20 protein-coding genes are annotated in these 26206 nt (G+C 66.6%); 12 read left to right on the top strand and 8 right to left on the bottom strand.

What is annotated here, in order from left to right; genetic code table 11:
• The first annotated feature begins 154 nt into the window (after positions 1–154).
• The gene (locus tag NEF64_RS09630; protein WP_252573680.1) at positions 155–1306 is read left to right on the top strand and encodes a glycoside hydrolase 5 family protein; all 1152 of its coding nucleotides are present in this window, start codon (positions 155–157) and stop codon (positions 1304–1306) included.
• 13 nt (positions 1307–1319) lie between these two features.
• Here the strand turns inward: NEF64_RS09630 and NEF64_RS09625 are convergent, their stop codons facing one another.
• The 6 genes from NEF64_RS09625 to NEF64_RS09600 are packed head-to-tail and all read right to left on the bottom strand — an operon-like array spanning position 1320 to position 9586.
• Entirely contained in the window at positions 1320–3572 is a 2253-nt protein-coding gene (locus NEF64_RS09625; RefSeq protein WP_252573678.1) for a GH92 family glycosyl hydrolase, read from the bottom strand.
• Entirely contained in the window at positions 3569–4726 is a 1158-nt protein-coding gene (locus NEF64_RS09620; RefSeq protein WP_031440490.1) for a Gfo/Idh/MocA family protein, read from the bottom strand. Before NEF64_RS09620 ends, NEF64_RS09625 begins: the two co-directional genes overlap by 4 nt.
• A gap of 14 nt (positions 4727–4740) precedes the next feature.
• Entirely contained in the window at positions 4741–6012 is a 1272-nt protein-coding gene (locus tag NEF64_RS09615; RefSeq protein WP_056408518.1) for a Gfo/Idh/MocA family protein, read from the bottom strand.
• Complete coding sequence (locus tag NEF64_RS09610; RefSeq protein ID WP_235516471.1) at positions 6009–6863, bottom strand: FAD:protein FMN transferase; 855 nt, start codon at positions 6861–6863, stop codon at positions 6009–6011. Before NEF64_RS09610 ends, NEF64_RS09615 begins: the two co-directional genes overlap by 4 nt.
• Position 6864: 1 nt before the next feature.
• Positions 6865–8175, bottom strand: coding sequence for a Gfo/Idh/MocA family protein (locus NEF64_RS09605; RefSeq protein WP_056408521.1), 1311 nt, complete (start codon positions 8173–8175; stop codon positions 6865–6867).
• 13 nt (positions 8176–8188) lie between these two features.
• Positions 8189–9586 carry a 3-keto-disaccharide hydrolase gene (locus NEF64_RS09600; protein WP_235516472.1) on the bottom strand — a complete coding sequence of 466 codons (1398 nt, stop codon included), beginning with the start codon at positions 9584–9586 and terminating at the stop codon, positions 8189–8191.
• 276 nt (positions 9587–9862) lie between these two features.
• Between NEF64_RS09600 and NEF64_RS09595 the strand changes: the two genes are divergently transcribed.
• The 7 genes from NEF64_RS09595 (at position 9863) to NEF64_RS09565 (ending at position 19895) form a co-directional block, all read left to right on the top strand.
• Positions 9863–10609 carry a FadR/GntR family transcriptional regulator gene (locus tag NEF64_RS09595; RefSeq protein WP_031439703.1) on the top strand — a complete coding sequence of 249 codons (747 nt, stop codon included), beginning with the start codon at positions 9863–9865 and terminating at the stop codon, positions 10607–10609.
• Between the two features lie 165 nt (positions 10610–10774).
• Entirely contained in the window at positions 10775–13810 is a 3036-nt protein-coding gene (locus tag NEF64_RS09590; RefSeq protein WP_156360447.1) for a TonB-dependent receptor, read from the top strand.
• Positions 13811–13999: 189 nt separating this feature from the next.
• The gene (locus NEF64_RS09585) at positions 14000–14443 is read left to right on the top strand and encodes a VOC family protein (protein WP_056408523.1); all 444 of its coding nucleotides are present in this window, start codon (positions 14000–14002) and stop codon (positions 14441–14443) included.
• 187 nt (positions 14444–14630) lie between these two features.
• On the top strand, positions 14631–15161 hold the full coding sequence (locus NEF64_RS09580) for a 2Fe-2S iron-sulfur cluster-binding protein (protein ID WP_252573676.1): 531 nt from the start codon (positions 14631–14633) through the stop codon (positions 15159–15161).
• Complete coding sequence (locus tag NEF64_RS09575; RefSeq protein ID WP_056408528.1) at positions 15158–16147, top strand: FAD binding domain-containing protein; 990 nt, start codon at positions 15158–15160, stop codon at positions 16145–16147. The genes NEF64_RS09580 and NEF64_RS09575 overlap by 4 nt, the downstream gene beginning before the upstream one ends.
• Positions 16144–18486, top strand: coding sequence for a xanthine dehydrogenase family protein molybdopterin-binding subunit (locus NEF64_RS09570; protein ID WP_056408531.1), 2343 nt, complete (start codon positions 16144–16146; stop codon positions 18484–18486). The genes NEF64_RS09575 and NEF64_RS09570 overlap by 4 nt, the downstream gene beginning before the upstream one ends.
• A gap of 296 nt (positions 18487–18782) precedes the next feature.
• The gene (locus tag NEF64_RS09565; RefSeq protein WP_031394356.1) at positions 18783–19895 is read left to right on the top strand and encodes an alkene reductase; all 1113 of its coding nucleotides are present in this window, start codon (positions 18783–18785) and stop codon (positions 19893–19895) included.
• A gap of 69 nt (positions 19896–19964) precedes the next feature.
• On the opposite strand, the gene NEF64_RS09560 is transcribed toward NEF64_RS09565, so the two are convergent.
• Entirely contained in the window at positions 19965–20624 is a 660-nt protein-coding gene (locus NEF64_RS09560) for a UPF0149 family protein (protein WP_031394357.1), read from the bottom strand.
• Entirely contained in the window at positions 20621–20818 is a 198-nt protein-coding gene (locus tag NEF64_RS09555) for a hypothetical protein (RefSeq protein ID WP_043157026.1), read from the bottom strand. Before NEF64_RS09555 ends, NEF64_RS09560 begins: the two co-directional genes overlap by 4 nt.
• 300 nt (positions 20819–21118) lie before the next feature.
• Between NEF64_RS09555 and NEF64_RS09550 the strand changes: the two genes are divergently transcribed.
• The 4 genes from NEF64_RS09550 to NEF64_RS09535 all read left to right on the top strand — a co-directional run bounded on the left by NEF64_RS09550 (position 21119) and on the right by NEF64_RS09535 (position 26204).
• On the top strand, positions 21119–23287 hold the full coding sequence (locus NEF64_RS09550; protein ID WP_056408533.1) for a methyl-accepting chemotaxis protein: 2169 nt from the start codon (positions 21119–21121) through the stop codon (positions 23285–23287).
• A gap of 231 nt (positions 23288–23518) precedes the next feature.
• Entirely contained in the window at positions 23519–23830 is a 312-nt protein-coding gene (locus NEF64_RS09545) for an STAS domain-containing protein (RefSeq protein ID WP_056408535.1), read from the top strand.
• Positions 23827–24195 (top strand): response regulator, encoded by a 369-nt coding sequence (locus NEF64_RS09540; protein ID WP_031394359.1) that lies wholly within the window; start codon positions 23827–23829, stop codon positions 24193–24195. Before NEF64_RS09545 ends, NEF64_RS09540 begins: the two co-directional genes overlap by 4 nt.
• On the top strand, positions 24192–26204 hold the full coding sequence (locus NEF64_RS09535; RefSeq protein WP_252573674.1) for a chemotaxis protein CheA: 2013 nt from the start codon (positions 24192–24194) through the stop codon (positions 26202–26204). Before NEF64_RS09540 ends, NEF64_RS09535 begins: the two co-directional genes overlap by 4 nt.
• Positions 26205–26206 lie beyond the last annotated feature (2 nt).

Below are 26206 nucleotides of genomic sequence, written 5' to 3'. Positions count from 1 at the left end.
GACGCTGACCCGCGCGACGCCTATTACTAATCCTATAATTATGTGCGACGAAGAAGCAATTGCCTCGCCGTATCCGCGATGACCGGCCCGGCCTTCGTTAATTCGGCCAGACGTACCTGATCTGCAACGAGAATGACCGACAGGGGAGGAAGACATGGGCAAGCTATTGCTGGCCGCGCTCGCGGCGACGACTATGCTGAGTGTCGGCACCGCCGATGCCCGCCCGCGCTGGACCGAGGCGCAGGCCAAGGCCTGGTACGCCAGCCAACCCTGGCTGGTGGGCGCGAACTACACCCCCGCCTCCGCGATCAACCAGCTCGAAATGTGGCAGGCGGCGACCTGGGATCCCAAGCGGATCGATCACGAGCTAGGCCTCGCCCAAGGGATCGGGATGAACACGATGCGCGTGTTCCTTCACGACCAGCTCTGGGTTCAGGATAGCGAAGGCTTCAAGCGCCGTATCGACGCGTTCCTGACGATCGCGCACGCGCACGGCATCCGCCCGCTGTTCGTGCTGTTCGACAGCTGCTGGGATCCCGATCCGAAGCTCGGGCCCCAGCATCCGCCTATTCCCGGCGTCCACAATTCGGGCTGGGTGCAGGGTCCGGGCCTGCCGGGATTGCGCGACCGGAGCCGCTACCCCGCGTACAAGGCCTATGTGCAGGGAATTGTCGGGGCGTTCGCGAAAGACGACCGCATCCTTGGCTGGGATGTCTGGAACGAACCCGACAATGGCGCCGACCAGTATAAGGGCCAGAAGGGCAAGGAACCGCTCGTCCGCGCGCTTCTGGCGCAGGCGTTCGACTGGGCACGTGACACCGACCCGTCACAGCCGCTGACGTCGGGCGTGTGGCAGCATGACGACTGGACCCCGACCGGCGGCAAGCTGTCGCCGATGGAGACGCTTCAGCTCGGCCAGTCCGACGTCATCAGCTTCCATGATTACAGCTGGCCCGAGACGTTCGAGGCGCGCGTGCGCCAGTTGCTGCCGTATGACCGGCCGATCCTGTGCACCGAATATATGGCGCGCGGCAACGGATCGACGTTCGACGGCTCGCTGCCGATCGCCAAGCGCTACAATGTCGCGATGATGAACTGGGGGTTCGTCGATGGAAAGACGCAGACGCGGCTGCCCTGGGACAGCTGGAGAAAGCCCTATGTGATGGAGGAGCCGACGATCTGGTTCCACGAGGTCTTCCGCGCCGACGGCACGCCGTATCGCGAGGCCGAAACCAACCTGATCCGCCGGCTGAGCGCGGCACCAACGACCGTGGTTCCCGGTGAACCCGGCGCACACCGGCGCTGACGCCGATCGGGTCTCAGGGCAGTGACGACGCCGCGCGACCCCAGTCGCTCGGCGTACGACCCAGATCGAGCTCGAGCGTCCCGCCCTGCAGGATCGCCGCCTGCGACACGAACGGCGTGTCGAGCGGTCGCCCGTTGAGCCGCGCCGCGCGGATATAGCGCGTCCCCGCCCCCTGCCCGCGCGCGACGATCGTGAAGGTCCGCCCGCTCTTGAGCGTGATCCGGCTCCGCGGCTGGTGCGGCGCGTGGAGGTAATAGAGGTCGCTGCCGAGCTTCGGGAACAGACCTAGGCGGTTGAACACGTAATGCGAACTCATCGCGCCGCTGTCTTCGTCGCCGGGATAGGCGCCCGCGGTAAACCGCCGGAAGACGATATCGGCATATTTGCTCGTCAGATCGGGGCGCCCGACCTCGCTGAACAGCCAGGGCGTCGAGAAGGACGGCTCGTTGGTGAAGTCGATCAGCCCCGCGTCGAACGCATGCTGCAACCGCCGAGCGAACGCCGCGCGCCCACCCATGATCGCGACCATGCCCGGAACGTCGTGGACCGCAGCATAGGAGTAGATCCAGCCCGTCCCCTCGTAGAAGCCGAAATTGTCGTGCGTCTTGCCGTCCCAGCCGCGCTTGGGGTCGTTCGGCTGGAACCGGCCATCGGCGAAGCGCGGCCCGACGAACCCGGTATAGCCGTCGCTCGCCGCGCGCGGATCCCAGACGTTGCGCCAGTTGCCCGCACGCGTCCCGAGCAGCGCGGCTTCGGCTGCATGCCCCGTGCCTGCCGCGACCTTCGCCGCGTAATAATCGTTCAGCGCCAAGCCCATCGTCGCCGATCCCGAGCGCGACCGCTGCGGCGTGCTCTCGGGGCTGCGATCGTCGACCGCAAAATAGCCGTCGACCAGATAGCGCGGCCGGCGCCGCTCGAACGCGTTGGACAGGACGACGTTCGCCGCCTTCTGCCAGTCGACGCCGGGAACACCGCGCAGGAACCCCTCGCCGATCACATTGTCGACCTCGTCGCCCGCCTGGCCGACATGGAAATTGCGCCCGGCGATGAACGCGGTATCCGCCGCGCCATAGCGTTCCCACGTCCGCACGAACGATCCGATCACACCCGCATAGGCGCTGGGCCGGATCAGCGACATCAGCGGATAGAGCGTGTGGTAGGTGTCCCACAGCGTATAGTGATCGTCGTACAGCGGCGACGCGCGCTCGCTGTCCGCCTGGTCCTGCGTCCGGTCGCGCGGCTGGATGACGCTGTGGTAGAGCGCGGTGTAGAAGCGCCGCCGATCCGCCGCGCCGACCCCGTCGATCGTGATCCGCCCCAGCGCGTCGTTCCACGCCTTGTCCGCCGCGCTGCGAACCGCGGCCATGTCCCAGCCGGGCAGATCCTGTGCGAGCAGCGCTTCGGCGCGTGCCGCGCTCGCAAACGAGACCGCGATCTTCATCGTGACGGGCCCGCGACCCGCGCCGCCGAAACTCCACCAGGCGCGTAGCGGCTGGTCGGCGAGCGCGCTTGCGCGCGTCGCGCCGGGTGCGCGGACGTTCGCACGTTCGATTCCCCAGGCGGTCGGCTTCGCGTCGACCCTGGCGACGAACCAGACATCGACCTCCGCCGGCGACCAGTAATGCCGGGTGCGGACGCGCCCGACGATCTTGCCCTGCTCGGGGAACAGCGTCACCTCGGATCCCGCAGTGCCGAGCTCGCCCATGATCTTGCGCGTCACGTCGAACAGCAGATGCGCGTCGCCGCTGGTCGGAAAGGTGAAGCGGTACAGCGCGGCATGATGCGCGGGCGCGATCTCGACATCGGTGCCATAGCGCGCGAGCGTCACGCGGTAGCTGTCCGCCCGCGCGCGTTCGTCGCGCTTGGGCGAGAGATGCTCCGCCTCGGTCGTCGCGAGCGGCCCCGTCTGCGGCGAGACGAGGAACGTGCCATAGCTCGGCACCCCGCCCGACCCCTGCGTATGCAGCTGCGCGAACCCGCTCAGCGGTGCGGCGCGGTCATAGCCTGCATTGCTGGTCGCCGCGGTGATCGTGTTCGGGCTCGGGTGGATCGAGCCTGCGGGCAGCGTCGGCCCCGGGATCGTGTCGCCCTCGTCATCGTCCCCCGTACCGATCAGCGGATCGACATACTGGCTGAGCGGCAGCGGATCGCGCCCCGCCCCCGCCCGCTTTTCGGCCGGTGTGGCCGGTGCAGCCGCGGCCAGCACCACGCCGACCCCGACGACGCGCAGCACCGTGCAGGCCGCCGCGCCGCGGCGCGCCGTCATCGCTTCGCCGGAGTCGCACGCGCCTCCGCGGTCAGCACGAGTTCGGCCGCGAGCAGCGCGCCCTCCTGATCCTGCGCCACCGACGTGCGTTCGACCAGGTCGGTCACGAACTGCGGCCCGAACGGCAGCGGCACCTTCGAACAATCGAGATAGCGCGTCCCCTTCTTGTCCGCGATCAGCAGGTGGTTGCCGCCCGGGCGTCCCGCGATGTCCACATATTTGCGCAGCTCGATATAGCCCTCGGTGCCGAGGATGAAGAGGCGGCCGTCGCCCCAGGTCGACAGGCCGTCGGGCGTGAACCAGTCGACGCGGACATAGCCCGCACCGCCATCGCCGCTCAGCATCATGTCGCCGAAATCCTCGAACTTGGGATGCGCGGGATTGCCGAAATTGCCCGTCTGCGACGCGAGCACCTGCGCGCGCTTGCTGCCCGTCAGATAGACGAACTGGTCCGCCTGGTGGCTGCCGACATCGGTCAGGATGCCGCCGTTGCGCGCCGGGTCCCAGAACCAGTCGGGACGGCTCGGTGCGGACAGGCGGTGCGGCGCGAGGTTGATCGTCTGGATCACGCGCCCGATCGCGCCGTCATGGACGAGCTGCCCCGCCATCACCGCGGCGGGCACCTCGAGCCGTTCGGAATACATGATCGCGAACTTGCGTCCCGTCTCGCGGATCGCGCGGCGGACATCGGCGAGCTGCTTGAGCGTCACGACCGCGGCCTTGTCGCTCAGATAATCCTTGCCCGCGCGCATCACGCGGATGCCCAGCGGCGCGCGCAGCACGGGGATCGCCGCGCTGCACACCAGCTTGATCGCGCGGTCGTCGAGGATCTCCTGCTCGGACCGCGCCAGCTTGATGTCGCCATAGCGCTTGCGGAACATCGCGATCTGCTTGGGATCGGTCGCGTAGAAGGCGGTCAGGACGCCGCCGCCGCGGATCACCGCGTCGGTGATGCCATAGATATGGTTGTGGTCCATCCCGATCACCGCGAACGGCACGCGGTATTTGGCTTCGGGCGCGGGTTTGGCGACCGCCCCCTCGGTCGGCGCATCGCCGCGCGTCGCGGATTGCGCGAACGCGTCGGCGGCAAAGCCCGCGGCCAGTCCGGCGGTCAGTCCGAGCCCGAGAAGTCCCCGGCGGTTGGTGTCGCTCACAGCTCTATCCCCTTTCAGATCGCGACCAGGTTCGTCGGCCAGGTCATTGCTTGGTTACGGTCCATCGCCTGCTCGCCGAGCAGCGACGCGACGCTCGCCTGATAGGCCTGGCGCAACAGGCCGGGCAGCGGCTTGCCCGCGCGCACCGCCTCGCCAAAGCCCTCGAACTGCAGCATCGTCTCGTCATATTCGCCCCAGCCGAGCGACTCGCCGGGCGTCGTCACGGGCAGCTCGGGGAACCAGGTCGCGCCGCCGATCGGCACGGTGCGCTTGTGCCCGCGCGCGACGTCCTTGTGCATCCGCTGCAACGCCAGCACCTTGGCGGGCACTTCCTGATAGATGCGTCCCAGCTCCGGCTCGATCGTCCCCTTGCTGCCCTGGATCTGCTCCTCGCAGCCATAGCGCGCATTGTTGAGGAGCGAGGTGTAGATCAGTTTCCGCCCGCCGCTATATTCGTAGATCAGCGCGACATGGTCATAGACCTCGCGGCCATCCTTCCAGAAACATATGCTGCCCGACCCGATCACCCGCGTCGGTACCGCGTCGAGAAACCAGTTGCCGACCTGAAGCTGATGCGTCGCCAGCTCGGTCATCAGCCCCGCCGACCGGTCGCGGTACAGCCGCCAGTTGATCTGCCGGTCGTTCGCATCGGCGGGCACGGCGCGGCGCCAGGCATTGTTGCGGTGCCAGCTCGCGCGGATCTGCGTCAGCGTGCCGATCTCGCCCGCGCGCGCGCGCTTCAACGCGTTCAGGTAGGTCGGGTGGAACATCCGCTGGTGCCCGATCTGCAGGATCTTGCCTGCCGCCTTGGCGCGCGTGATCATCGCGCCGCAATCCGCGATCGTCCGCGCCATCGCCTTTTCGCACCAGACGTGCAGCCCGGCGTCGAACGCGTCGAAGCAGAGCTGTGCATGCGTGTCGAGCGGTGTCGCGATGACCACCGCGTCGATCCCGCGCGCATCGAGCATCGCGCGGTGATCGGCAAAGCGCCGCGCGGTCGGCGCCCATTGCTGCGCCTTGACGAGGTTCGGCGCATAGCTGTCGCAGATCGCGACGACGGTGCAGTTGCGTGACTTGGCGATGTTCTGGATCAGCGCGCGGCCGCGGTCGCCCGTGCCGATCACGCCAAGCCGCACCGGGTTCGACTTGACCGGCTCGGCGCCTGCTGCGGCGGAGGCCGCGGACACCGCCCAGGGTGCGGCGGTCGCCATCCCCGCGCCAGCCGTCGCCGTCAGCACGCGATCGATGAACGATCGTCGTGAAAGGTCGAAATCCTTGTCGGTCATGCCGCTTGCATCCTTGCTGTGTCGTCGGTCCGCGCCGCGGCCTTGGAAAGATCGTATAGGAACCGCCGTGCCGGCGCCGCGTCGAGCAGGCGTCGCGCGCGCGGCGCATCGGCGACGAGCAGCGCGGTGCTCATCGCCTCCGCTATGCCGCCGCTGCGATCGATCGCCACGGTACAGCGCGCGGCGGTCACGATCCCGCCATTGGTGGGGCGGATCATCGCCGCGCGCTCGGGCGCCTGCGTGCCCGCGCCAACCGTCGTCGAGATCGACAGCGCCTCGTCGACCAGCTCGACCTCGACGAGCACCGCGTCGGTGCACGACGGATCGGGGATCGCGAACGGCCACCCGCCGCCCAGCGGATGCTCCCCGATCACCGCGATCGAGCTTTCACCCGCCGAAAGGCACGCGCAGACACCCCCCGCAGCGCGCAACGCGGCGCCCGCGCGGTCGAGCGCGAAGCCCTTGCCGAAGCCGCCGAAATCGAGCGCGAGCGGCCGGGTCGCAGCGATCCGCGCGGTGCTGCGGTCGAACACGAGATCGCCCCAGCCCGCCCCGGCGAACCGCCGATCGGCGGCCGGATCGAACAACCCTTCGGTCAGCACATGCGCCTCGTCGATCGCGATCAGCGCGTCGATCAATACCGGATCGTCGATCGCGACGCCGTGCCCGGCGAGCAGTTCGTCGTTGAGCGCGGTCGTCGGCGACGGCCGGTGGATCGTCAGCGCGTCGTCGACGCTCTCGATCGCACGCCGTGCCGCGACCAGCGCATCCTCAGACCCTGCACTGAAGACGTGAAGCTCGATCCGCGTCCCCATCGCGACGAAGCGCTCGACCCGCGCGGCGATACCCACGTCAGGCCTTGACCTCCCAGCCGGGTTCGTACGCGACTGACCACAGCTTCATCGCCTCGGCACTGCTCGGCCTGCCGGTCGCGGGATCGACGGTCAGCACGCTGTTGGTGCGATAGGCCATGTTGCCCAGATGGCACAGCGTGGTGCTGATATGCCCCTCGGTGATCGGCGAGTTGAGCGTGGTGGCCTTGCCGCGGATCACATCGACGAAATTGTTCGCGTGATAGACGTCGAGCACACCCTCGCCGACCGTGCCGGTCGTTTCCGACGTCGCCTTGGCCATCACCTGCCGGATCGACTTGCCCGCCAGATCATAGAGTTCGAACCCGTTGCGATCGACCACGGCCGACCCCTTGGTGCCGAGCAGCAACACGCCGCGGCCGCGGCCATAGGTCTGCATCGCGTTGCAGCTCTGCCCGTTCCAGCGGATCACCCGGTCGTTGTCGTAGTTCAGGTCGAGCGACAGCGAGTCGTACATCTCCCAGTCGTCGCCCGCATGGAAGCGCTTCGCCCCCTTCGCCTCGACCTTCGTCGGATAGGTCAGCCCCATCAGCCAGCGCGCGATATCGAGTTCGTGCATCGCGTTATTGCACAGCTCGCCCGTCCCATATTGCCAGAACCAGTGCCAGTTATACGGCACCAGGTTCGACCGATAGGCCGCGCGCGGGCGCGGGCCCTGCCACGTGTCCCAGTCGAGCGTCGCGGGTGGTGCGACCTGCTGCCCCTTACCGATCGATCCGCGATTATTGGCGTACCAGGTCTGCGCCTCGTACACGTCGCCCAGCTCGCCCGCCTGAACCAGTGCGAGCAGCTGCCGCGTCTCGGGGCTCGAACGCTGCTGGTTGCCGACCTGGAGCTGGCGCCCGGTGTTCTTCTGCGCGGCGATCATCGCCTCGCCCTCGGCCGGCGCGATGCCGATCGGCTTCTCGCAATAGACGTGATGGCCCGACTTCATCCCGTCGACCGCCAGCTTGGCGTGCCAGTGGTCGGGCGTCGCGACGGTGATGATGTCGATCGCCTTGTTGTCGAGCAGCTTTCGATAATCGCCCTCGGTCCGGGGCGCAGCATGCCCCTTGGCCGCGAACGCCGCCGCGCGCTTGGCCAGCACCGCCGAGTCGACATCGCAGAAATGCGTGACCTCGACGTTCGGGACCTTGGTGAACGCGCTCATATGCGCCTGGCCGCGGCTGTTCACGCCGACGATCGCGACGCTGAGCCGGTCGTTCGCCCCTTTGATCCGTGCATAGCTGCGCGCGGTCATCGCCATGCCCAGCGTCGCGCCCGCGCCCTTTATCATCGTCCGACGGTCCATCGCTTGATCCCCCTTAGAGTGTACGCAGCTTGATCGACCGGAACTCGACCCGGTCGCCATGATCCTGCAGCAGGATCGGGCTCTGCACGGCGTCGCCGAACCCGGCGATCCCGGCATATTTGCTTTGTGCCACCAGCGCGCGGAACGCCGGCGACCCGCGGTCATATTCGACCATCTTGAAGCCGTTCAGCCAGTGCTCGACGCGCGCGCCGCGCACCACGATCACCGCCCGGTTCCATTCGCCCGGCGGGTTGATCCGCTTGCCCGGGCTTGCCGGGTCGGACAGGTTCTTCGCCGCGATCAGGTCGTAGAGCGAGCCGAGCGTCCGGTTGCCGTCGCGGCCCATCTTCGCATCGGGGTGCCGCGCATCGTCGAGCAGCTGATATTCCAGCCCCAGCGCCTCGCCCTTGCGCTTCAGCAGGCCGGCATCGACGAAATATTTGATCCCGCTGTTCGCGCCGGGTGCCAGCTTGAAATCGACCGAAAGCTCGAAATCACGATATTCGCGGGTCGTGACGATGTCGCCGCCCCCGCCGTCCACGCGCAGCACGCCGCCGGCCATCGTCCAGCCCGTCGTCGGAAACGCGGTCCCCTTCGCGCTGCGCCAGCCGGCACCCGTCTTGCCGTCCCACAGCAGTTTCCAGCCTTCGCGCTGCTCCTCTGCGGACAGCCGATTGCTCAGCCAGCCCTGTTGCGGCAGCGCGGTCGCGGGCATCGCGTAGCGCGCCGGCGCATCGGTGATCACGCGGACGTTGCGGAACCGCACCTCGGGGTGCCGCGCGGCGTCCGCATCGGGGATCGCATGGACCTGGAACGCGATGAAGCCGCGTGCATCGACATCGTCGACTGTATCGGTCGCGGGCACGCCGTTGATCCAGCTGCGCAGTCGCGTGCCGATCGCCTCGACACGGTAGTGGTTCCAGTCGCCCGAGCGGAAGGTCTGCCGCGCGGGGGCGTTGCGGCCGAGCGTGTACAGCCATTGCCGGCGCTGTTCGTCATACATGCCCGCGCTCCAGGCGCGCGCCGACGGATCGATCTCGACCTGATAGCCGTGCACGACGCCATTGCGATAATCGGGCCGGCTCTGTCCGCGGATCATCATGCCCGAATTGAGCGCAGGGTCGGTCTTCGCATCGAACTCGACGATGAAGTCGCCATACTGCGCCTCGGACACGAGCCAGCTATTGGTCTTGCCGGGCTCGGCGCGCCCGATCAGCTCGCCATTCTCGAACGCATAGGTCGCGTTGCCGCCGGTCGCGCGCCAGCCGGCCAGCCCCGCGCGCGGGGTCACGTCGCGCCACGGCGCTTTTGCCTGATCTGTGGAGGATTGAGACGCAGGGGCCGCGTCGACCGACGGCTGCAGCAGCATCGGTGCGGCCGCCAAGCTCAGAATTGCGAGTGCTCGAACCATTCGCCTCCCCTTTTCTCTTTTCTGCGAGCACGGGCTGGGCAGCCCTATCCAAACAGGTCCGGTCGTCTCGCATCGTTTCACCGCCGACATGTCGCTGCCGTACGTCTCTCCAAAACCAACCCTAATTTGTGGTCGGGCCACATGCAAACAGATTGTAAGGCATTTTATCGATGTTTCCGCTGGTTCGGGGCTCACCGGACTTGACGATGCCGGTGTCCGCGCGATGTAGGGGACGGCGCCGCTGTTCAGGCTGCCGTCTATCGAACGAGGAATGCAATGCAGGACGCTGAAGGCGGCGGTAAACTCTACCGCAAGATCGTGCAGGCGATCATGACGGACATCGCGGACGGCGTGTTTCAGGTCGGCGGTCGCTTGCCCGCCGAACGCGATCTGACGGAGCGGTTCCAGGTCAGTCGCCCGACGATCCGCGAGGCGATGATCGCACTCGAAATGAAGGGTATGGTCGAGGCCCGCAAGGGCTCGGGCGTGTTCGTGCTGGCATCGTCATCGAACGACTCGGAGCAGGAACTCGATATCGGCGCGTTCGAGATCACCGAGGCGCGCCGCCTGCTCGAAGGGGAAGTCGCTGCGGTCGCCGCGACGGAGATCACCGAAGAGCAACTCGTCGAGCTACGTGGTCTGCTGGCGCAGATGGATCAGGACGACACGATCGCGGCAGAGGACGCGGATCGCCGGTTCCACATCGCGATCGCCGAGGCGACCGGCAATGCGGTGATCATCTCCGCGGTGGCCGACTTCTGGGACATGCGCTTCCGCTCGCCGCTCGCGCGCGAGGTCCTGGCGAAGGCGGGAAGCCTCGGCACGGAGAACCGCATGGCCGAACACGGCCGGATCCTGACCGCGCTGGAGGCCCGCTCGCCGGTCGATGCGCGCAACGCGATGCGCGATCACCTCGCGCGTGTGATCGACCACCTGCTCGACGTCACCGAGACCGAAGCGGTCGAACGCGCGCGGGCCGCGACTGTCCAGCGCCGCCGTGCCCTGGCGCGACGCTCGGTCTGACGCACCCCAAAATATTGGTCAAACTATTTGTCTGACCAAATGATTCCATATTGTCATATTTCTGTGGCCCTGATACCTGACGACCTACGTCGACCCTAGAAAACTGGGGCGGCAAAATGTCGGGCCGCGCCGACTCAGCGCGACCGGCCTATCGGGAGAGGGTCCTTGAGCCACAAGAGCTTCGATAAGCGCATGCTGCTTATCTCGACGAGCGTCATTGGTCTGTTGATCGCCGCGCCGGCCATGGCCCAGCGAACCGCGGGCAGTCAGGTGCCGCAACCAGCAGACAGCCAGACGAGTTCACCCGATCCCGTCGACCCGACCCAGGCCACGTCCGAGCCGGAAAACGCCGACATCGTCGTGACCGGGTTCCGCGCCTCGCTGAACAACGCACTCAACCAGAAGCGTAACGAGACCGCAGCGATCGACAGCATCGTCGCAGAGGATATCGGCAAGTTCCCCGATTCCAACCTCGCCGAGTCGATGCAGCGCATCCCCGGCGTCGCGCTATCGCGCGGCGACGGCGGCGAGGGCCGCAACATCTCGGTCCGCGGTCTCGGCGCGCAGTTCACGCGCGTCCGCATCAACGGCATGGAAGGTGTGTCGCAGGTCAGCGGCACCGACATTCGCGGCGGTGTCGCGACCGGCCGTTCGTTCGACTTCGTGACCTTCCCGACCGAAATCTTCTCGGCGCTGTCGGTGCGCAAGACGCTGTCAGCCGATGTCGAGGAAGGTTCGCTGGGTGCGACGGTCGATCTGCGCGCGCCCAAGCCGTTCGACCAGAAGAAGAGCTTCGTGCTCACCGGCACCGCGCGCGGTATCTACAACGACATCAGCAAGAAGGCCGATCCGCGCCTCTCCGCGCTCGTCTCCAAGCAGTTCGGCGACACGTTCGGCATCCTCGGCAGCATCGCCTATTCGAAGCGACATATCGCCGAATATGCCTATTCGGCCGCCGATGTCGTGCCGACCACGGTCTATGGCCAGGCGCAGCCTGCGGGCACCGCGAATGCCGGCGTGATCTTCCCCTTCTGCACCCCGGTCGGCTACAGCTTTCGCGGGGCCGCGACGAACAGTCCGACCGCTGGCTACACCCAGCCGAACGGCACGCCGATCGGCGCAGACGCCAATAATTGCAGCACCGGAAATCCGCGCACGAGCACGGCGGCGGCCTATGATTATGTCATGAGCCGGACCGGGGTGAATGGTCGTCCGGGCGGCGGCGTCTATCTCCCCCGTCTGCCGCGACCCGCGAAAAGCGACCAGGAACAGCAGCGTCTCGCGGGCACGCTGACGCTGCAATGGAAGCCTGGCGACAATACCGACATCTCGCTCGACGGGCTGTATTCGCGGTTCAAGGTGGATCGGCTCGACACCTATTTCGATGCACGCTCGTTCGGGCGCGCGATCTCGAACAACGGCCAGCCGCTGACGTCGGTCCGCGAGATCGAGGTCGATGACAATGGGTCGCTGATCCACGGGCTGTTCGACGGCGTCGATCTGCGGTCGGAGATGCAGCAGGAGAAGTTCACCTCGACCTATCGCCAGGTCAATCTGAACCTCGACCACCGCTTCTCCGACACCGTCCGGGTCTATGGTCTGGCCGGCATCAACCAGTCGCGGCTCGACGTCGACCGCCTGCAGGTCGCGATCGATGCCAACGACACGCGCGACTTCTCGATCGACTTCCGCGACAATCCCGACATTCCGAAGATCGGCTACGGGATCGACACGACCAATCCCGCGCTCTTCCAATATGGCCCGCCGCTCGCCAATGGCGACCAGCGCGGCCAGCTGTCGAACTTCATCCGTCGCAACACGATCACGAGCAAGACCTTCGAACTCAACGGCGAATGGGAGGCCGCACCCGACTTCACGCTCCAGATCGGCGGCCAGTATCGCACCAACAAATATACCGCGCGCGAGCGGCAGCTCGCCACCAACACGCCGCTTGCCTTGCCGTCGGGCGTGACGCTCGCCAGCCTCACCACCGTGACGACTGGCATCGGCAGCAACCTGGACGGGCTGTTGCAGGATTTCGTCTCGATCGATCCCGAGAAGTTCCGCGACGCGGTCGGACTCGACAACTATGTCTATTGCAGCCTCGAATGCGCCAAGGGCACATATGGCGGCGTCGATGAGAAATATGCCTCGGGCTATGCGATGGTGAAGTTCAACACCGCCAATTCGCTGCCCTTCGCGCTGCGAGGCGATGCGGGCGTACGATACGTCCATACCAAGCTCGACACCTATGGCCCGATCACCTCGGCCGCGCCCGCGGGGTCGCTCTATCCCTCGCGGTTCGTGATATCGGAGGTCGGCCGCAGCTATGACGACTGGCTGCCGTCGGCGAACCTCGCGCTCGACATCACGCCCGAGCTGATCGCGCGCGCCTCGGTCGCGCGCGTCATGTCGCGGCCAGCCTATGGCCAGCTGATCCCCGCAGGCTCCGCGAATCTCGTCATCCAGACCGCAACCTTCAGTAATCCCTTCCTCGAGCCGATCCGTGCCAACACGTTCGACGCGGCGCTCGAATGGTATTTCGCCAAGGGCTCGCTGATCTCGGTCGCGTATTTCTACAAGAATATCGAAAGCTATATCCAGACGACCAGCCAGGCGGTCGCGTTCCAAGATATCGGCCTGCCGCTGACGCTGCTCAACGGAACGCAGTTGCGCCCGACCGACGTGTTCACCGTCCAGCGCAGCAACAACACGGAGGGCGGGCCACTGCGCGGGTTCGAGGTCAACGTCCAGCTGCCCTTCACCTTCCTGCCCGGCGTGCTGCGCAATTTCGGCGCGCTCGGCAACTTCACGCGGGTCCGGTCGAACATCAACTACGTCATCTCGCCGACCCTGTCCCGGACCGCCCCGCTGGTCGGGCTGTCACCCGAAACGGCAAGCGGAACGCTGTATTATGAAGACGACAAGTTCAGCATCCGCTCGACGGTCAATTACCGCGCGGCCTTCCTGACCGCCGTCCCCAGCGGCTCGGTCGACGCGGATTCGACCGCCAATGCGAGTTCGATCTTCGTCGACGCCTCGGCCTCGTACAACCTCAACGACCATATCAAGTTGATCGCCGAAGTATCGAACATCACTGACGAAACCAATCGCCTGACCGTCGACACGGTGCGTCAGGACCCGCTCTACACGTCCTATTTTGGCCGCACCTACGCGCTCGCGGTCAATTTCCAGTTCTAACGACTTTACGTTTCTGGTCGGTATCGGCGCGCCCCCCCCTGCCGATGTCGACCCGATCGCCGGGTGCGCTGCTCGTCACGTGCGGCGCACCCGGTTCTTTCTTCGACGACGGTGCCGACGGCGCGCCGCATGGGTCCGGGCCTTCATCGTCACAGACGCGCTGAGCACATATTTCAGGGATCGGGCCTCATGATCGTGCCATCCATTCTTCTCGCGCTTGCAGCATTGCAAACGACAGCGGCGCCCGCGGCGACCGCCGAGCATGTTGCGATCCAGGCTGCGGACATCGACCGCAGCGCGGCCTTCTATCATGAGGCGTTCGGCCTGCGGATTATCCCGACGCCGCTCAAGAACCGCCGCTGGCTCGATCTCGGCAACGGCCTCGCACTTCACATCCTCGACGGCCGTACGACGCCGAAACCCTCGAACCGGAACGAGCATCTGGCGCTGCGCGTCGACGATCTCGCTACCGTCATTGCCTGGCTGGACCAGCACGGACGCGTCTGGACCGACCTTGCGGGCACACCGCACACGATGCAGCTCCGGTTCGACGGCGTCCGCCAGATCTATGCACAGGATCCCGATGGCTATTGGCTGGAGATCGGGGACGCACGCGGCGCTGCGCAACGATGACGTAGCAGCCGATCTCGACCAAGGTTATCGAGCGGCAACTCTCTTGGCCGCCGCCGCACCCGAGGGACGAGCACGCTGTTTGATCTTTTTAGATTTGCGCTGCACCCCGGCCCCTGAAAGACATCTGCACGACACATAAACTGGTGTACGCTGCCCCTCGGCGCGGTGCGCCACAGGAGAGATCGCCATGTCGTTCGTTGTCAACGGAAACGCCGTCCCGGAACCGGCGGATCCCCGTGTCTCGCTGCTTGATCACCTCCGGGAGACGCTTCACCTGACGGGCACCAAGAAGGGCTGCAATCAGGGCGCGTGCGGGGCCTGCACGGTGCTGGTCGATGGCGAGCGGATCCTGTCCTGCCTCGCGCTGGCGGTCCAGTATGACGGACGTGAGATCACGACGATCGAGGGCCTCGCCGAGACCACGACGCTCCACCCGTTGCAGGCGGCGTTCATCGAGCATGACGGTTTCCAGTGCGGCTATTGCACGCCCGGGCAGATCTGTTCCGCGATCGGCATGGCCGCGGAGGCCCGCCGCGGCGTGCCCAGCCATGTCAGCGCCGACCTCGCCGCCGACGTGATCCTGACCCGCGACGAGATCCAGGAACGGATGAGCGGCAATCTGTGTCGTTGCGGCGCGCATAACGGCATCATCGATGCGATCCAGGCGACGATCGCGCCAGCGCCGACCGCCAAGACGACCGCGGAGATGGCGGCATGACTCCCTTCACCTACCTGCGCGCCGATACCGTGAACGATGCCGTGCGACTGGGTGCGGGCGAGACCGCGGCCTTTCTCGGCGGCGGCACCAATATCGTCGACCTGATGCGTGAGACCGTCGCCCGCCACGAGACGTTGGTCGACGTGACCCGCCTGTCCGCCGCAGTCACCGAGACGGCAGAGGGCGGACTGCTGATCGGCGCGGCCGCCACCAACACCGCGGTCGCCGAGCATCACGGCGTGCGGACGCGCTATCCGATGCTGTCGCGCGCGATCCTGGCGGGGGCGTCCGCGCAGATCCGCAACATGGCCACGGTCGGCGGCAACCTGCTGCAGCGTACGCGCTGTACCTATTTCTATGACACCGACGGATCGCACTGCAACAAGCGCACGCCCGGCACGGGGTGCGATGCCCGCGAGGGGTTCAACCGGATCCACGCGATTCTCGGCGCATCCGATGCCTGCGTCGCGACGCATCCCTCCGACATGTGCGTTGCGCTGACCGCGCTCGACGCTGTCGTCCATGTCGAGGGACGCGACGGCGCGCGGACGCTGCCCTTTGGCGAGCTTCACCGCCTGCCCGGCGATCGGCCTGACCTCGACACCGTGCTGGCGGCGGGCGAGCTGATCACGGCGATCGAACTGCCGCCGCTCGGTGTCGCAGCGCGCTCGACCTATCGCAAGGTGCGCGACCGGGCGAGCTATGCCTTCGCGCTGATCTCGGTCGCCGCGGCGATCGAGATGGACGGCGACCGGATCGCCGACGTCCGGATCGCGTTCGGCGGCGTCGCGCACAAGCCATGGCGAGCGACCAAGGCGGAGGCCGCGCTGCGCGGCGAACTGGCCAACGAGGCCGCCTTCCGGGCGGCTGCAGCCGCGGAGTTCGCCGACGCGCGGCCACTTCGCGACAATGCGTTCAAACCCGAACTGGCGACGCGAACGCTGGCCGCGGTGCTGGCCGAGCTGGCCAAGGGAGACGTCGCATGAGCATCATCGATACCGCAAAGCAGGCGGCGCAGGGCCTGATGCAGGGCGCGATGGAGAAGCTCGTTCCGCTTGCACCCGACAGCTGGATCCCCGGCGGCCGGCCCGATCCGCTGATCGCGCACAAGCACGGGCTGATCGGCACGCCGGTATCGCGGCGCGACGGCGCGCTGAAGGTCAAGGGCGAGGCAGGCTTCGCAGCGGAATTCCGCTTCGACGACATGGCCTTTGCGGCACTCGCCTATGCGACGATCCCGCGCGGCCGGCTCACGGCGATCGACAGCGCGGCCGCGGAAGCCGCGCCGGGTGTCGTCCTGGTGATGACCCACCGCAACGCGCCACGGATTAACACACCGGGGATGTTCGGATCGTCCCCGACCGCGGTGGGCCCCGCCGACCTGCCGATCCTGCAGGACGACCGCATCCACTGGAACGGGCAGCCGATCGCCTGCGTCCTCGCCGAGACTCAGGAACAGGCCGATCATGCCGCGTCGCTGCTCGGCTTCACCTATGCCGCGGAGCCATCGACGACCAGCCTCGAGGACGCGAAAGCGAACGGTCGCGAACCGGGCCTGTTCATGGGCCAGCCGCTGCACAACCGGATCGGCGATGCCGACGCCGCGCTCGCCACCGCGCCGCATGTCGTCGATCAGATCTATCGCACCCCGCGCCACAACCACAACCCGATCGAACCGCATGCCGCGACGATCGCATGGATCGACGGCGCGCTGGTGATCCACGACGCGAGCCAGATGGTCACCGCACAGGCGCAGACGATCGGCGAAATCTTCGATCTAGAGCCCGACAAGGTCCGGTTGACCTCGCCCTATGTCGGCGGCGGTTTTGGCTGCAAGGGCTTGTGGGATCACCAGGTCATCGGTGCCGCCGCGGCGAAGCTGGCAGGCCGCCCGGTGCGGATCACGCTGTCGCGCGAGGGTGTATACCGGGTCGTCGGCGGGCGATCCCTCACCGAGCAGCGGGTTGCGATCGGCGCGACCGCGGAGGGCCGCTTCGATGCGCTGGTACATACCGGCCTGTCGATCATGACGCCACACAACAACATGCCCGAGCCGTTCATCCTCGGCACGCGTGCCGCCTATGCCTGCCCCAATATCAGCCTGCAGGTCGACATCGCGCGGATGAACATGCTGGCCAACACCTTCATGCGCGCGCCGGGCGAGGCGGTGGGCACCTTCGCGCTGGAATGCGCGGTCGACGAACTCGCGGTCGATCTGGGCATCGACCCGGTCGAGCTGCGGATCCTGAACGAGCCGGACAAGGACCCGACGTCGGGCCTCGCCTTCTCGTCGCGCCATATCGTCGAGGCGTGGCGCAACGGTGCGGATCATTTCGGCTGGGCGGATCGCAGTGTCGAACCGGCCACGCGCCGCGATGGCGAATGGCAGATCGGCATGGGCTGCGCGACCGGAACCTATCCCTATTACCGGATGCCCGGCGCACAGGCGCGCATCACCCTCACGCGGGACGGCGATGCCGTGCGCGCGTTGATCGAGGTCGCGGCGGCGGAAATGGGCATGGGGACCTCGACCACCACCGCGATCGTCGGCGCGGAGCGACTGGGTCTGTCGCTCGATCAGGTCGAGGTCGGCTATGGCGACTCTTCGATCCCGGGCGCGATCATGGCGGGGGGATCGCAGCAGACCGCGGCGATCGGCGCGGCCGTCATCGCGGCGCATAACGCACTGGTCGCCGAGCTGCTTAAGCTCGCCGGCAACGACTCGCCGCTAGCGGGGCTGTCGGCGGATACGGTCGGCAGCGAGGATGCCGGGCTGGCGAAGATCGACGACCCGTCGCAGCGGGAAAGCTACGCCTCGATCCTGACGCGTGCGCAGCGCGACAGCGTCACCGTCACCGCCGCGGCGTCGCAACCGCTCGAACTGATGCACTGGTCGATGCACTCGCACAGCGCGATCTTCTGCGAGGTGCGAGTCAATGCGGTTACCGGTGAGACACGCATCAGCCGGATCCTCGGATCGTTCGATTGCGGCCGCATCCTCAACCCCAAGACGGCAAAGAGCCAGTTCCGCGGCGGGATCATCATGGGGCTCGGCATGGCGCTGATGGAGGAAACGCAGTTCGACGAACGCAATGGCCGGATCATGAACCCCAGCCTTGCCGAATATCATATCCCCGTGCACCTCGACGTTCCGGAGATCGACGTCATCTGGACCGATATCGCCGATCCCCACACGCCGATGGGTGCGCATGGTATTGGCGAGATCGGCATCACCGGCGTCGCGGCGGCGGTCGCCAATGCGGTCTACAACGCCACCGGCAAGCGCGTCCGCGATCTGCCGATCACCCTCGACAAGCTTCTATAGGGTGGCCCTTTAGGGGAAGCGCGACACGCGCCGGTCGGGCAGTCGCCGACCGGCGCTGTGCTGTCCCCCCGCCGCGCTTCGAACCGTTTGCGGCACCGAACGCCCCCGTGCGAACAGCGGCGCACCGGCGACGGGTGCATGGATCGCCCGCGCCCGTGTCTCGCTACCGGTTTCGGAACGTCGTCATATTCTGCCGCGACAACGCCCCTCCTTACCGCCGTGCCGGGATCTAGCGGCTGCTCGCGCGTTACAGCTTGCTGCCCACCTCCTCCCCCACGCCAACGGAAGACCACATCATGTCCGACCAGACCGACAGCCCCGTCCTTCAGCCCGTCACGATCGGCGATCTGCGACTGCAGAACCGTATCGTCATGGCGCCGCTGACGCGCAGCCGCTCGAATGACGACGGTGTCCCGCCCGACTTTGCCGCCGACTATTACGCGCAGCGTGCCGATGCCGGCCTCATCATCAGCGAAGCGACCAACATCTCGCCGCAGGCGCGCGGCTATGCGATGACGCCCGGCATCTGGTCGGACGCGCAGGTTGCCGCATGGACGCCGATCGTCGAGGCCGTCCACCGGCGTGGCGGGGCGATCTTCCTTCAGCTGTGGCACACCGGCCGCATCTCGCACCCCGATCTCCACGATGGTGCGCTCCCCGTCGCGCCGTCCGCGATCAAGGCGGAGGGCCAGGCCTTCACGAATGACGGGATGAAGGATTTCGTCACCCCACGCGCGCTGGAGACGGACGAGATCCCCGCGATCGTCGAGGATTACCGCCGCGCTGCCGAACAGGCGAAGGCCGCCGGCTTTGACGGCGTCGAGGTCCATGCCGCGAACAACTATCTGCTCGAACAGTTCATCCGCGACAGCACCAACCAGCGCAGCGACGTCTATGGCGGCTCGATCGAGAACCGGCTGCGCTTCCCGCTCGACGTGGTTCGCGCCGTGGTCGATGTCTGGGGTGCAAACCGCGTCGGGATCCGCATCTCGCCCGCGACGACCGAGCCCGGCAAGACCCCGCTCGACAGCCAGGTCGGGCGGACCTTCGACACGTTCGTCGATGCCCTGTCGGAGATCGGGCTGCTGTACATCCATGATATCGAAGGCGTGACCCAGCAGACGCGCGACGTGCCGGACGGCGTCGACTTCCAGGCGCTGCGCAAGCGCTTCTCGGGTGCGTACATCGCCAACAACCAGTATACGCTGGAGCTCGCCGAGAAGACACTAGCGGAAGGCAATGCCGACCTGTTCAGCTTTGGTCGCCCCTTCCTCGCCAATCCCGATCTCGTCGACCGGCTGCGCACCGGCGCACCGCTGGCCGAGGCGCCGAAGCAATATTGGTATGGCGGCGGCGCGCTCGGCTATTCGGACTGGCCCGGCATGAACGGGAAGATCGAACTCTCGTAATCCGGCAGAGCGTCTGAGGTGGCCGAGGGGACGCTGGGCCGGCACACATCGTGCCGCCCTCGTCCCCGATCAGCCACAGCAGCGCTTGTGCTTTTTCCCCGACCCGCAAGGGCACGGATCGTTGCGACCGACTTTCGATGCCGTCGTCGCCGATGCGTCGGGTGACGACGGGCCAGCGACGCTCACTTGCGCTGCGTACAGGCGCTGAACGGCTTCGGTCAGTTCGGCCGGCGCCCGGTCCTGAAGCGCGTTGATCTCAACGCTGTCGAGGTCGCTCTCATTGCTCGCGACCGCGATCAGCGTTGCCAGCTGCGACCACGGGGCCGCCCTTGTGGGGTCGTCGGCCAGCGCATCCCAGGCCTCGGGGCGCAGCGCGACCGCATCGGTCAGGCCGTCGATCCAATATTCCCACAAAACTTCGCCATCACGCTCGTCAACGTCGAAGATCGGCTGAAGCTTGCCGCGGGCAAGGTCGCGTGCGATCTCATCACGCCGCGCCGCCACCGCATCGGCGAACCATTGCACGTCGAGCGGATTCTCGAAGGGCGGCGTGCCGTCGGACTCGCTTCCCCAGATCACCGTCATCCACTCACTCGGCGCGATCGCCGCCGGGCAGATCAGCAGCCCGGTGAGGAAGCCGTCGAGCTCGGTGAGCAACATCGGTTCCTCGACGGCGAGATCGGCGAGCGCGCCATCGAGGCGCCGGAAGCGTGAAGGGAATCGCTTCACAGGCTGAGCGCGCGGCGGCGCATCTCGGCCTGTGCCATCTCGCGCAACGGGGTCGCCTCGCCCGCAGCGAAGATGTCCGCGAGGTCGAGCAGATCCTCGTCGCCAAGAGCATTCACCGAGGCCTCGACGGCCACGAGGCGATCGAGCGCGCGCGCCGTTACCATCCCCTGGCGCTTGGTTCGTATTTTGAGCATCGCCGTCCACTAGCAGAACCGGTCAGGATTTACAGGCGCAGACCACGTCCATGATCCGGCACGCATCGACGTGCGGGTGGCAGCCACCCGGCGCACCGGATCGCAATCTCGAAAATTGTCGCGCGCTTCAAACCGTCCCTGCCCTGACCACTCTATAATCAAGCTGACCTTGATAGGCGGTCCCCCGATTCCGCGGCTGGCGGCCAGATCGGCGTGACGTGTGAGATTCAGACGACGGCAAATGGCCGCCGTGTTGTTTGAGCTATTGATTTACATGATGCAGCACAAAGGAATCCGTTAATGTTGGCAAAGATCCTCGGCGGCGTCTCGTCAGACGTCCTCACGTCCGAATTGGCGCGCCTCGAGAGCATGTTTGCCGATGGTGACTTTTCGCAACGGGCGAATACTTCGCTCGCCAATGGCCAGACCCAGACGGTGCTCTGCGCGATCAACCAGATGCTCGATCGCGCGCTGCGCCCGGTTGGCCAGTTGAGCGCCCGGATCGACGACTGGAGCGCTGCGCATGATAAGGGCGATATCGACGCCGTCCTGCCGGTCGACGAGTTTCACGGAACGTTCGCGGTCATGGCGAAGCGGCTCAACCTTCTGGTCGGCAGCCACATCGCGGTCAAAAGAACCGCGATGGCCTGCGTCAGGGAATTCAGCGAGGGCAACTTCGCCGCCCCGCTGGAGCGTTTCCCCGGCAAGAAGGCGTTCATCAACGAGACGATCGAGACGCTGCGCGCAAATCTGCAGGGCCTGATCAGCGAACTGAACCACATGTCCTCCGAGCACGACAAGGGCGACATCGACGTCATCGTCGCGGCCGACCGGTTCAAGGGCGACTTCGGCACCATGGCGCGCGGCGTCAACACCATGGTCGCCAACCATATCGCCGTGAAGAAGAAGGCGATGGCCTGCATCAAGGCGTTTGGCGAAGGCAATTTCGACGCGCCGCTCGAGACCTTTCCCGGCAAGAAGGCGTTCATCAACGACACCGTCGAGACGCTGCGTCGCAACCTGCGCGATATCATCGGCGAGGTGGAACGGCTGATCAAGGCATCGACGGCGGGCGAGCTCGGCCAGCGCGGTGACGAGACGCGCTTCGTCGGGGATTTCGCCGGACTGGTCTGCGGGATCAACGCGATGCTCGACGCGACGCTGCTGCCGATCGAGGAGGGCAATCGCGTCCTGAACCTCGCCAGCGTCGGTGACCTGCGCGAGATGGTCGAGATCCCCTGCCAGGGCGACCACCGCCGCATGAAGGATTCGATCAATGCGCTGGTCGACAATCTGCGGGTAAGCGCCAGTCTCGCCGACAAGATCGCCGACGGTGATCTGAGCTTTGCGCATCAGCCATTGTCCGACCAGGATACGCTTGGACAGGCGATCGTGCGGATGGTCGACAATCTGCGGGTGAGTGCCGATCTGGCCGACAAGATTGCCGATGGCGATCTGGCGGTGTCGCACCAGCCCATGTCCAACAAGGATGTCCTTGGCCAGGCGCTGGTGCGGATGATCGAGCAGCTGCGCAACGTCGTCGGCAAGGCCAGCGGCGCGGCCGACAATGTTTCGGCAGGAAGCCAAGAGCTGTCGGCCAGTTCCGAGCAGGTCTCGCAAGGCGCGACCGAGCAGGCGGCGGCTGCCGAAGAAGCGTCCTCGGCGATGGAAGAGATTGCCGCCAACATCAAGCAGAGCGCGGACAATGCCGCGCAGACCGAAAAGATCGCCCGCCAGTCTGCGAAGGACGCCGAACTCAGCGGGATCGCGGTCCAGCGTGCGGTCAACGCGATGCGGACAATCGCCGAGAAGATCGGCATCGTCCAGGAGATTGCCCGGCAGACCGATCTGCTCGCACTGAACGCCGCCGTCGAGGCTGCGCGCGCGGGCGAACATGGCCGCGGCTTTGCCGTCGTCGCCTCGGAGGTCCGCAAGCTCGCGGAACGCAGTCAGGTCGCGGCGGCAGAGATCGGATCGGTGTCGTCGCAGACCGTCGCCGCGGCGACCGAAGCCGGCGACATGCTGACCAAGCTGGTGCCCGACATCAGCCGCACCGCCGAACTCGTCGCCGAGATCAGCGCGGCATGCCGCGAACAGGATATCGGCGCGGCACAGATCAACGAGGCGATCCAGCAGCTTGACCTGATCAGCCAGCAGAATGCCGGCGCGTCCGAACAGATCACCGCGACGTCGGAAGAGCTGGCATCCCAGGCTGAGGAACTGCAGGCCAGCATCGCCTATTTCCGGACCGGCGGCGGGGCGGACCTTGGCCATCGGCGGCCGGCCCCAACCGTGCAGCGCAAAGTGAGCGCGCGCAGCCCGATCGCCGCACGGCCAAGCGCCAAGGCCAAGCGGCCGAAGCCCAACTCGATCGCCGACCAGCAGGCCCGCGTGAACGGCTTCGCGCTCGATCTGATCAAGGGCGGCACCGACGCCGACGACGATGCTTTCGGCGCGCAGGCGGCCTGAGCGCGGATTACTTCGACGGGCGGCCTAGCCGGCAATCAGACGCAACCGCTGACGCAACCGCTGACGCTGTGGTGAGGCGACCGCGCCGTCGGGCGCGATCGCCTTGCGGCGTTAGTGACGACCTGATCGAAAATTAGTGATGGGTCCGGAACGGACCTCTTGGCCGCCGTCTATAATGAACCAGCGGACCCGGCCGCGCGACGTTGCCGGTCGGAGAGAATGGGGGAACGCATGGCGCAAATCATCCTTGTACCGGCCACCGTCACGACCAGCTCGGTGGTGCCGTTCGCCGCGGACCTCGCGTCGCAGCTCGAGCAGCATGACGCGATCGAACTCGATCTCTCCGCTGTTGCCGAAGCCGATGTCAGCCTGTTGCAGCTCGTCTGCGCGGCGCGCCGTCAGGCCGAACGCGACGGCAAGTCCCTGCGCCTTGCAACGCCGGTGCACGACGTGCTGGCGGCGCTGCTCGAGCGCGCGGGCTTCCTCACCGATATCCCATCAGCCGATCAGAATTTCTGGTTTCACGGAGATTTGCCGCGATGAGCGCATCCATCCTTATCGTCGATGATTCCACCAGCATACGCGTCGCCATCCGCATGGCGCTGACCGGGGCTGGCTACACCGTCAGCGAGGCCGCCGACGGCGCGCAGGGCCTGAGCAAGGCCAATGGCAGCCGCTTCGACATGATCATCACCGATCTCAACATGCCCAACATGGACGGGCTGTCGATGATCCGCGCGCTGCGCAAGAACCCCGCGCAATGCGGTACCCCGATCCTGTTCCTCACCACCGAATCCGAGGATGCGATGAAGCAGCAGGCCAAGGCCGCCGGCGCGACCGGCTGGCTGGTCAAGCCGTTCGTTCCCGAACAGCTGATCCGGGTCGTGCGCAAGGTCCTCGGACGGTGAGCCAGAACGACCCCGTCGCCGCATTCCGCGTCGAGGCGGGCGAAGTGCTCGAACAGGTCGAGCAGGGCCTGCTCGATCTCGGTCACCGGCTGGACGATCACGAGCTGATCGACGCGGTGTTCCGCGGGCTGCACACGCTCAAGGGCTCGGGCGCGATGTTCGGCTTCGATGCGCTGGCCAGCTTCACGCATCACTGCGAGACCGCCTTCGACCGCGTCCGCAAGAACCTGACCCCCGCCACGCCGCAGCTGATCGCGGTCATCCTGTCCGCGCAGGACCACATGCGCGCGCTGATCGAGGGCGACGCGACCGACCGCAAGGCGGAAGGCGACGCGATCCTGGCGAAGCTGCAGGCGGCGCTCGACGGCGCGCCCGCGCCGACGCCGGAGGCACCGCCCGTCGTGCAGGGGTGGCGGCTGTCGCTCCGCCTGCCCCCCGAAGCGATGCAGAATGGCATCAACCCGCTCGCGCTGCTCGATGAATTGCGCACGCTCGGCGACTGCCGGATCGTCGCGCGGACCGACCAGGTGCCGCCGCTTGCCGAGCTGGTGCCGACCGAATGCCATATCGGCTGGGATATCGAAGTGCGCGGCGCGGTGTCGCGGGATGACCTCGAGGACGTCTTCATATTCGTACTCGACGACCTGGATCTTCAGATCGAGGCGATCGGCGACACGTCGTGCGACGACGTGGAGGATACCGCGCCGCCGCCTGGCGCGGGGACGACGCCGTCTGCGCTCCCGCCCGCACGGGTCGACACGATACCACCGGTGCAGGATCGCGACCCGGCCACCACCCCGAACGGCCGCGGCGCGCCCAAGACCGGCGAAAGCGTCCGGGTACCCGCCGAACGCCTCGACCTGCTGATGGACCGGGTGGGCGAACTCGTCATCGTCCAGAGCCGGCTGTCGCAGCTCGCGCATAGCAGCGGCAGCAACGCGACGGACGTTGCGCTTCGCTCCATATCCGAAGAGATCGAGCGGCTGGCGAGCGAATTGCGCGACACGGTGATGGTGTTGCGCATGGTACCCGTCGCCACGCTGTTCGGCCGCTTCCGCCGCCTCGTCCACGACATCGCGCGCGATACCGGCAAGACGATCGAGCTGTCGACCGACGGCGAGACGACCGAAGTCGACAAGACGGTGATCGAACGGCTCGCCGATCCGCTGATCCACCTGATCCGCAACGCCTGCGATCACGGGATCGAACCGCCCGAGCGGCGCCTTGCCGCGGGAAAGCCCGAGGTCGGGCAGGTCCGGCTGTCCGCACGTCAGGAAGGCGGCGAGGTCGTCATCACGATCCGTGACGACGGCAACGGGATCGACCGCGAGCGCGTGCGCGCCAAGGCCGAGGCACACGGACTGCTCCAGCCGGGACAGATCGTGAGCGACCAGGAGTTGCTCCAGATGATCTTCCATCCCGGCTTCTCGACCGCGCCGCAGATCACCAGCCTGTCGGGCCGCGGTGTCGGGATGGACGTCGTCAAGCGCACGATCGAGAGCCTGCGCGGCACGATCGAGGTCGCAAGCGTATCGGGTCAGGGGTCGGCGATGTCGCTGCGCATCCCGCTGACGCTCGCGATCATCGACGGGCTGCTGATCCGGGTCGGCGACGGTCGCTACGTCATTCCGCTCGCCGTGGTCGAGGAATGCATCGAACTCAGCCTCGAGGAAGACCTGCGTTCACGTGGGCGGAGCTTCATTACGCTGCGCGATCGGCTCGTTCCGTTCGTCCGGCTGCGCGAGATGTTCGCGACGGGGACGAAGCCCAGCGTCCACCAGAAGATAGTCATCATCGCGACCGGCACCGAGCGGGTCGGGCTGGTGGTCGACCAGATCATCGGCAGCCACCAGACCGTGATCAAGCCGATGTCGGCGGTGCACTGCAACGTCCCGACCTTCGCCGGCGCGACGATCCTCGGCGATGGCGGCGTCGCGCTGATCCTCGACGTCGTCCAGCTCGTCGCGCTGGGCCAGCATCAGGAGGAGCGGCTTCGCGCCGTTGCATGACC

It is taken from the genome of Sphingomonas aerolata (assembly GCF_023935825.1).
In the GTDB taxonomy this organism is placed as follows: domain Bacteria; phylum Pseudomonadota; class Alphaproteobacteria; order Sphingomonadales; family Sphingomonadaceae; genus Sphingomonas; species Sphingomonas aerolata.
Note: the sequence above shows the minus strand (reverse complement) of the source record. Positions and strands in the feature narration are given on the sequence as shown.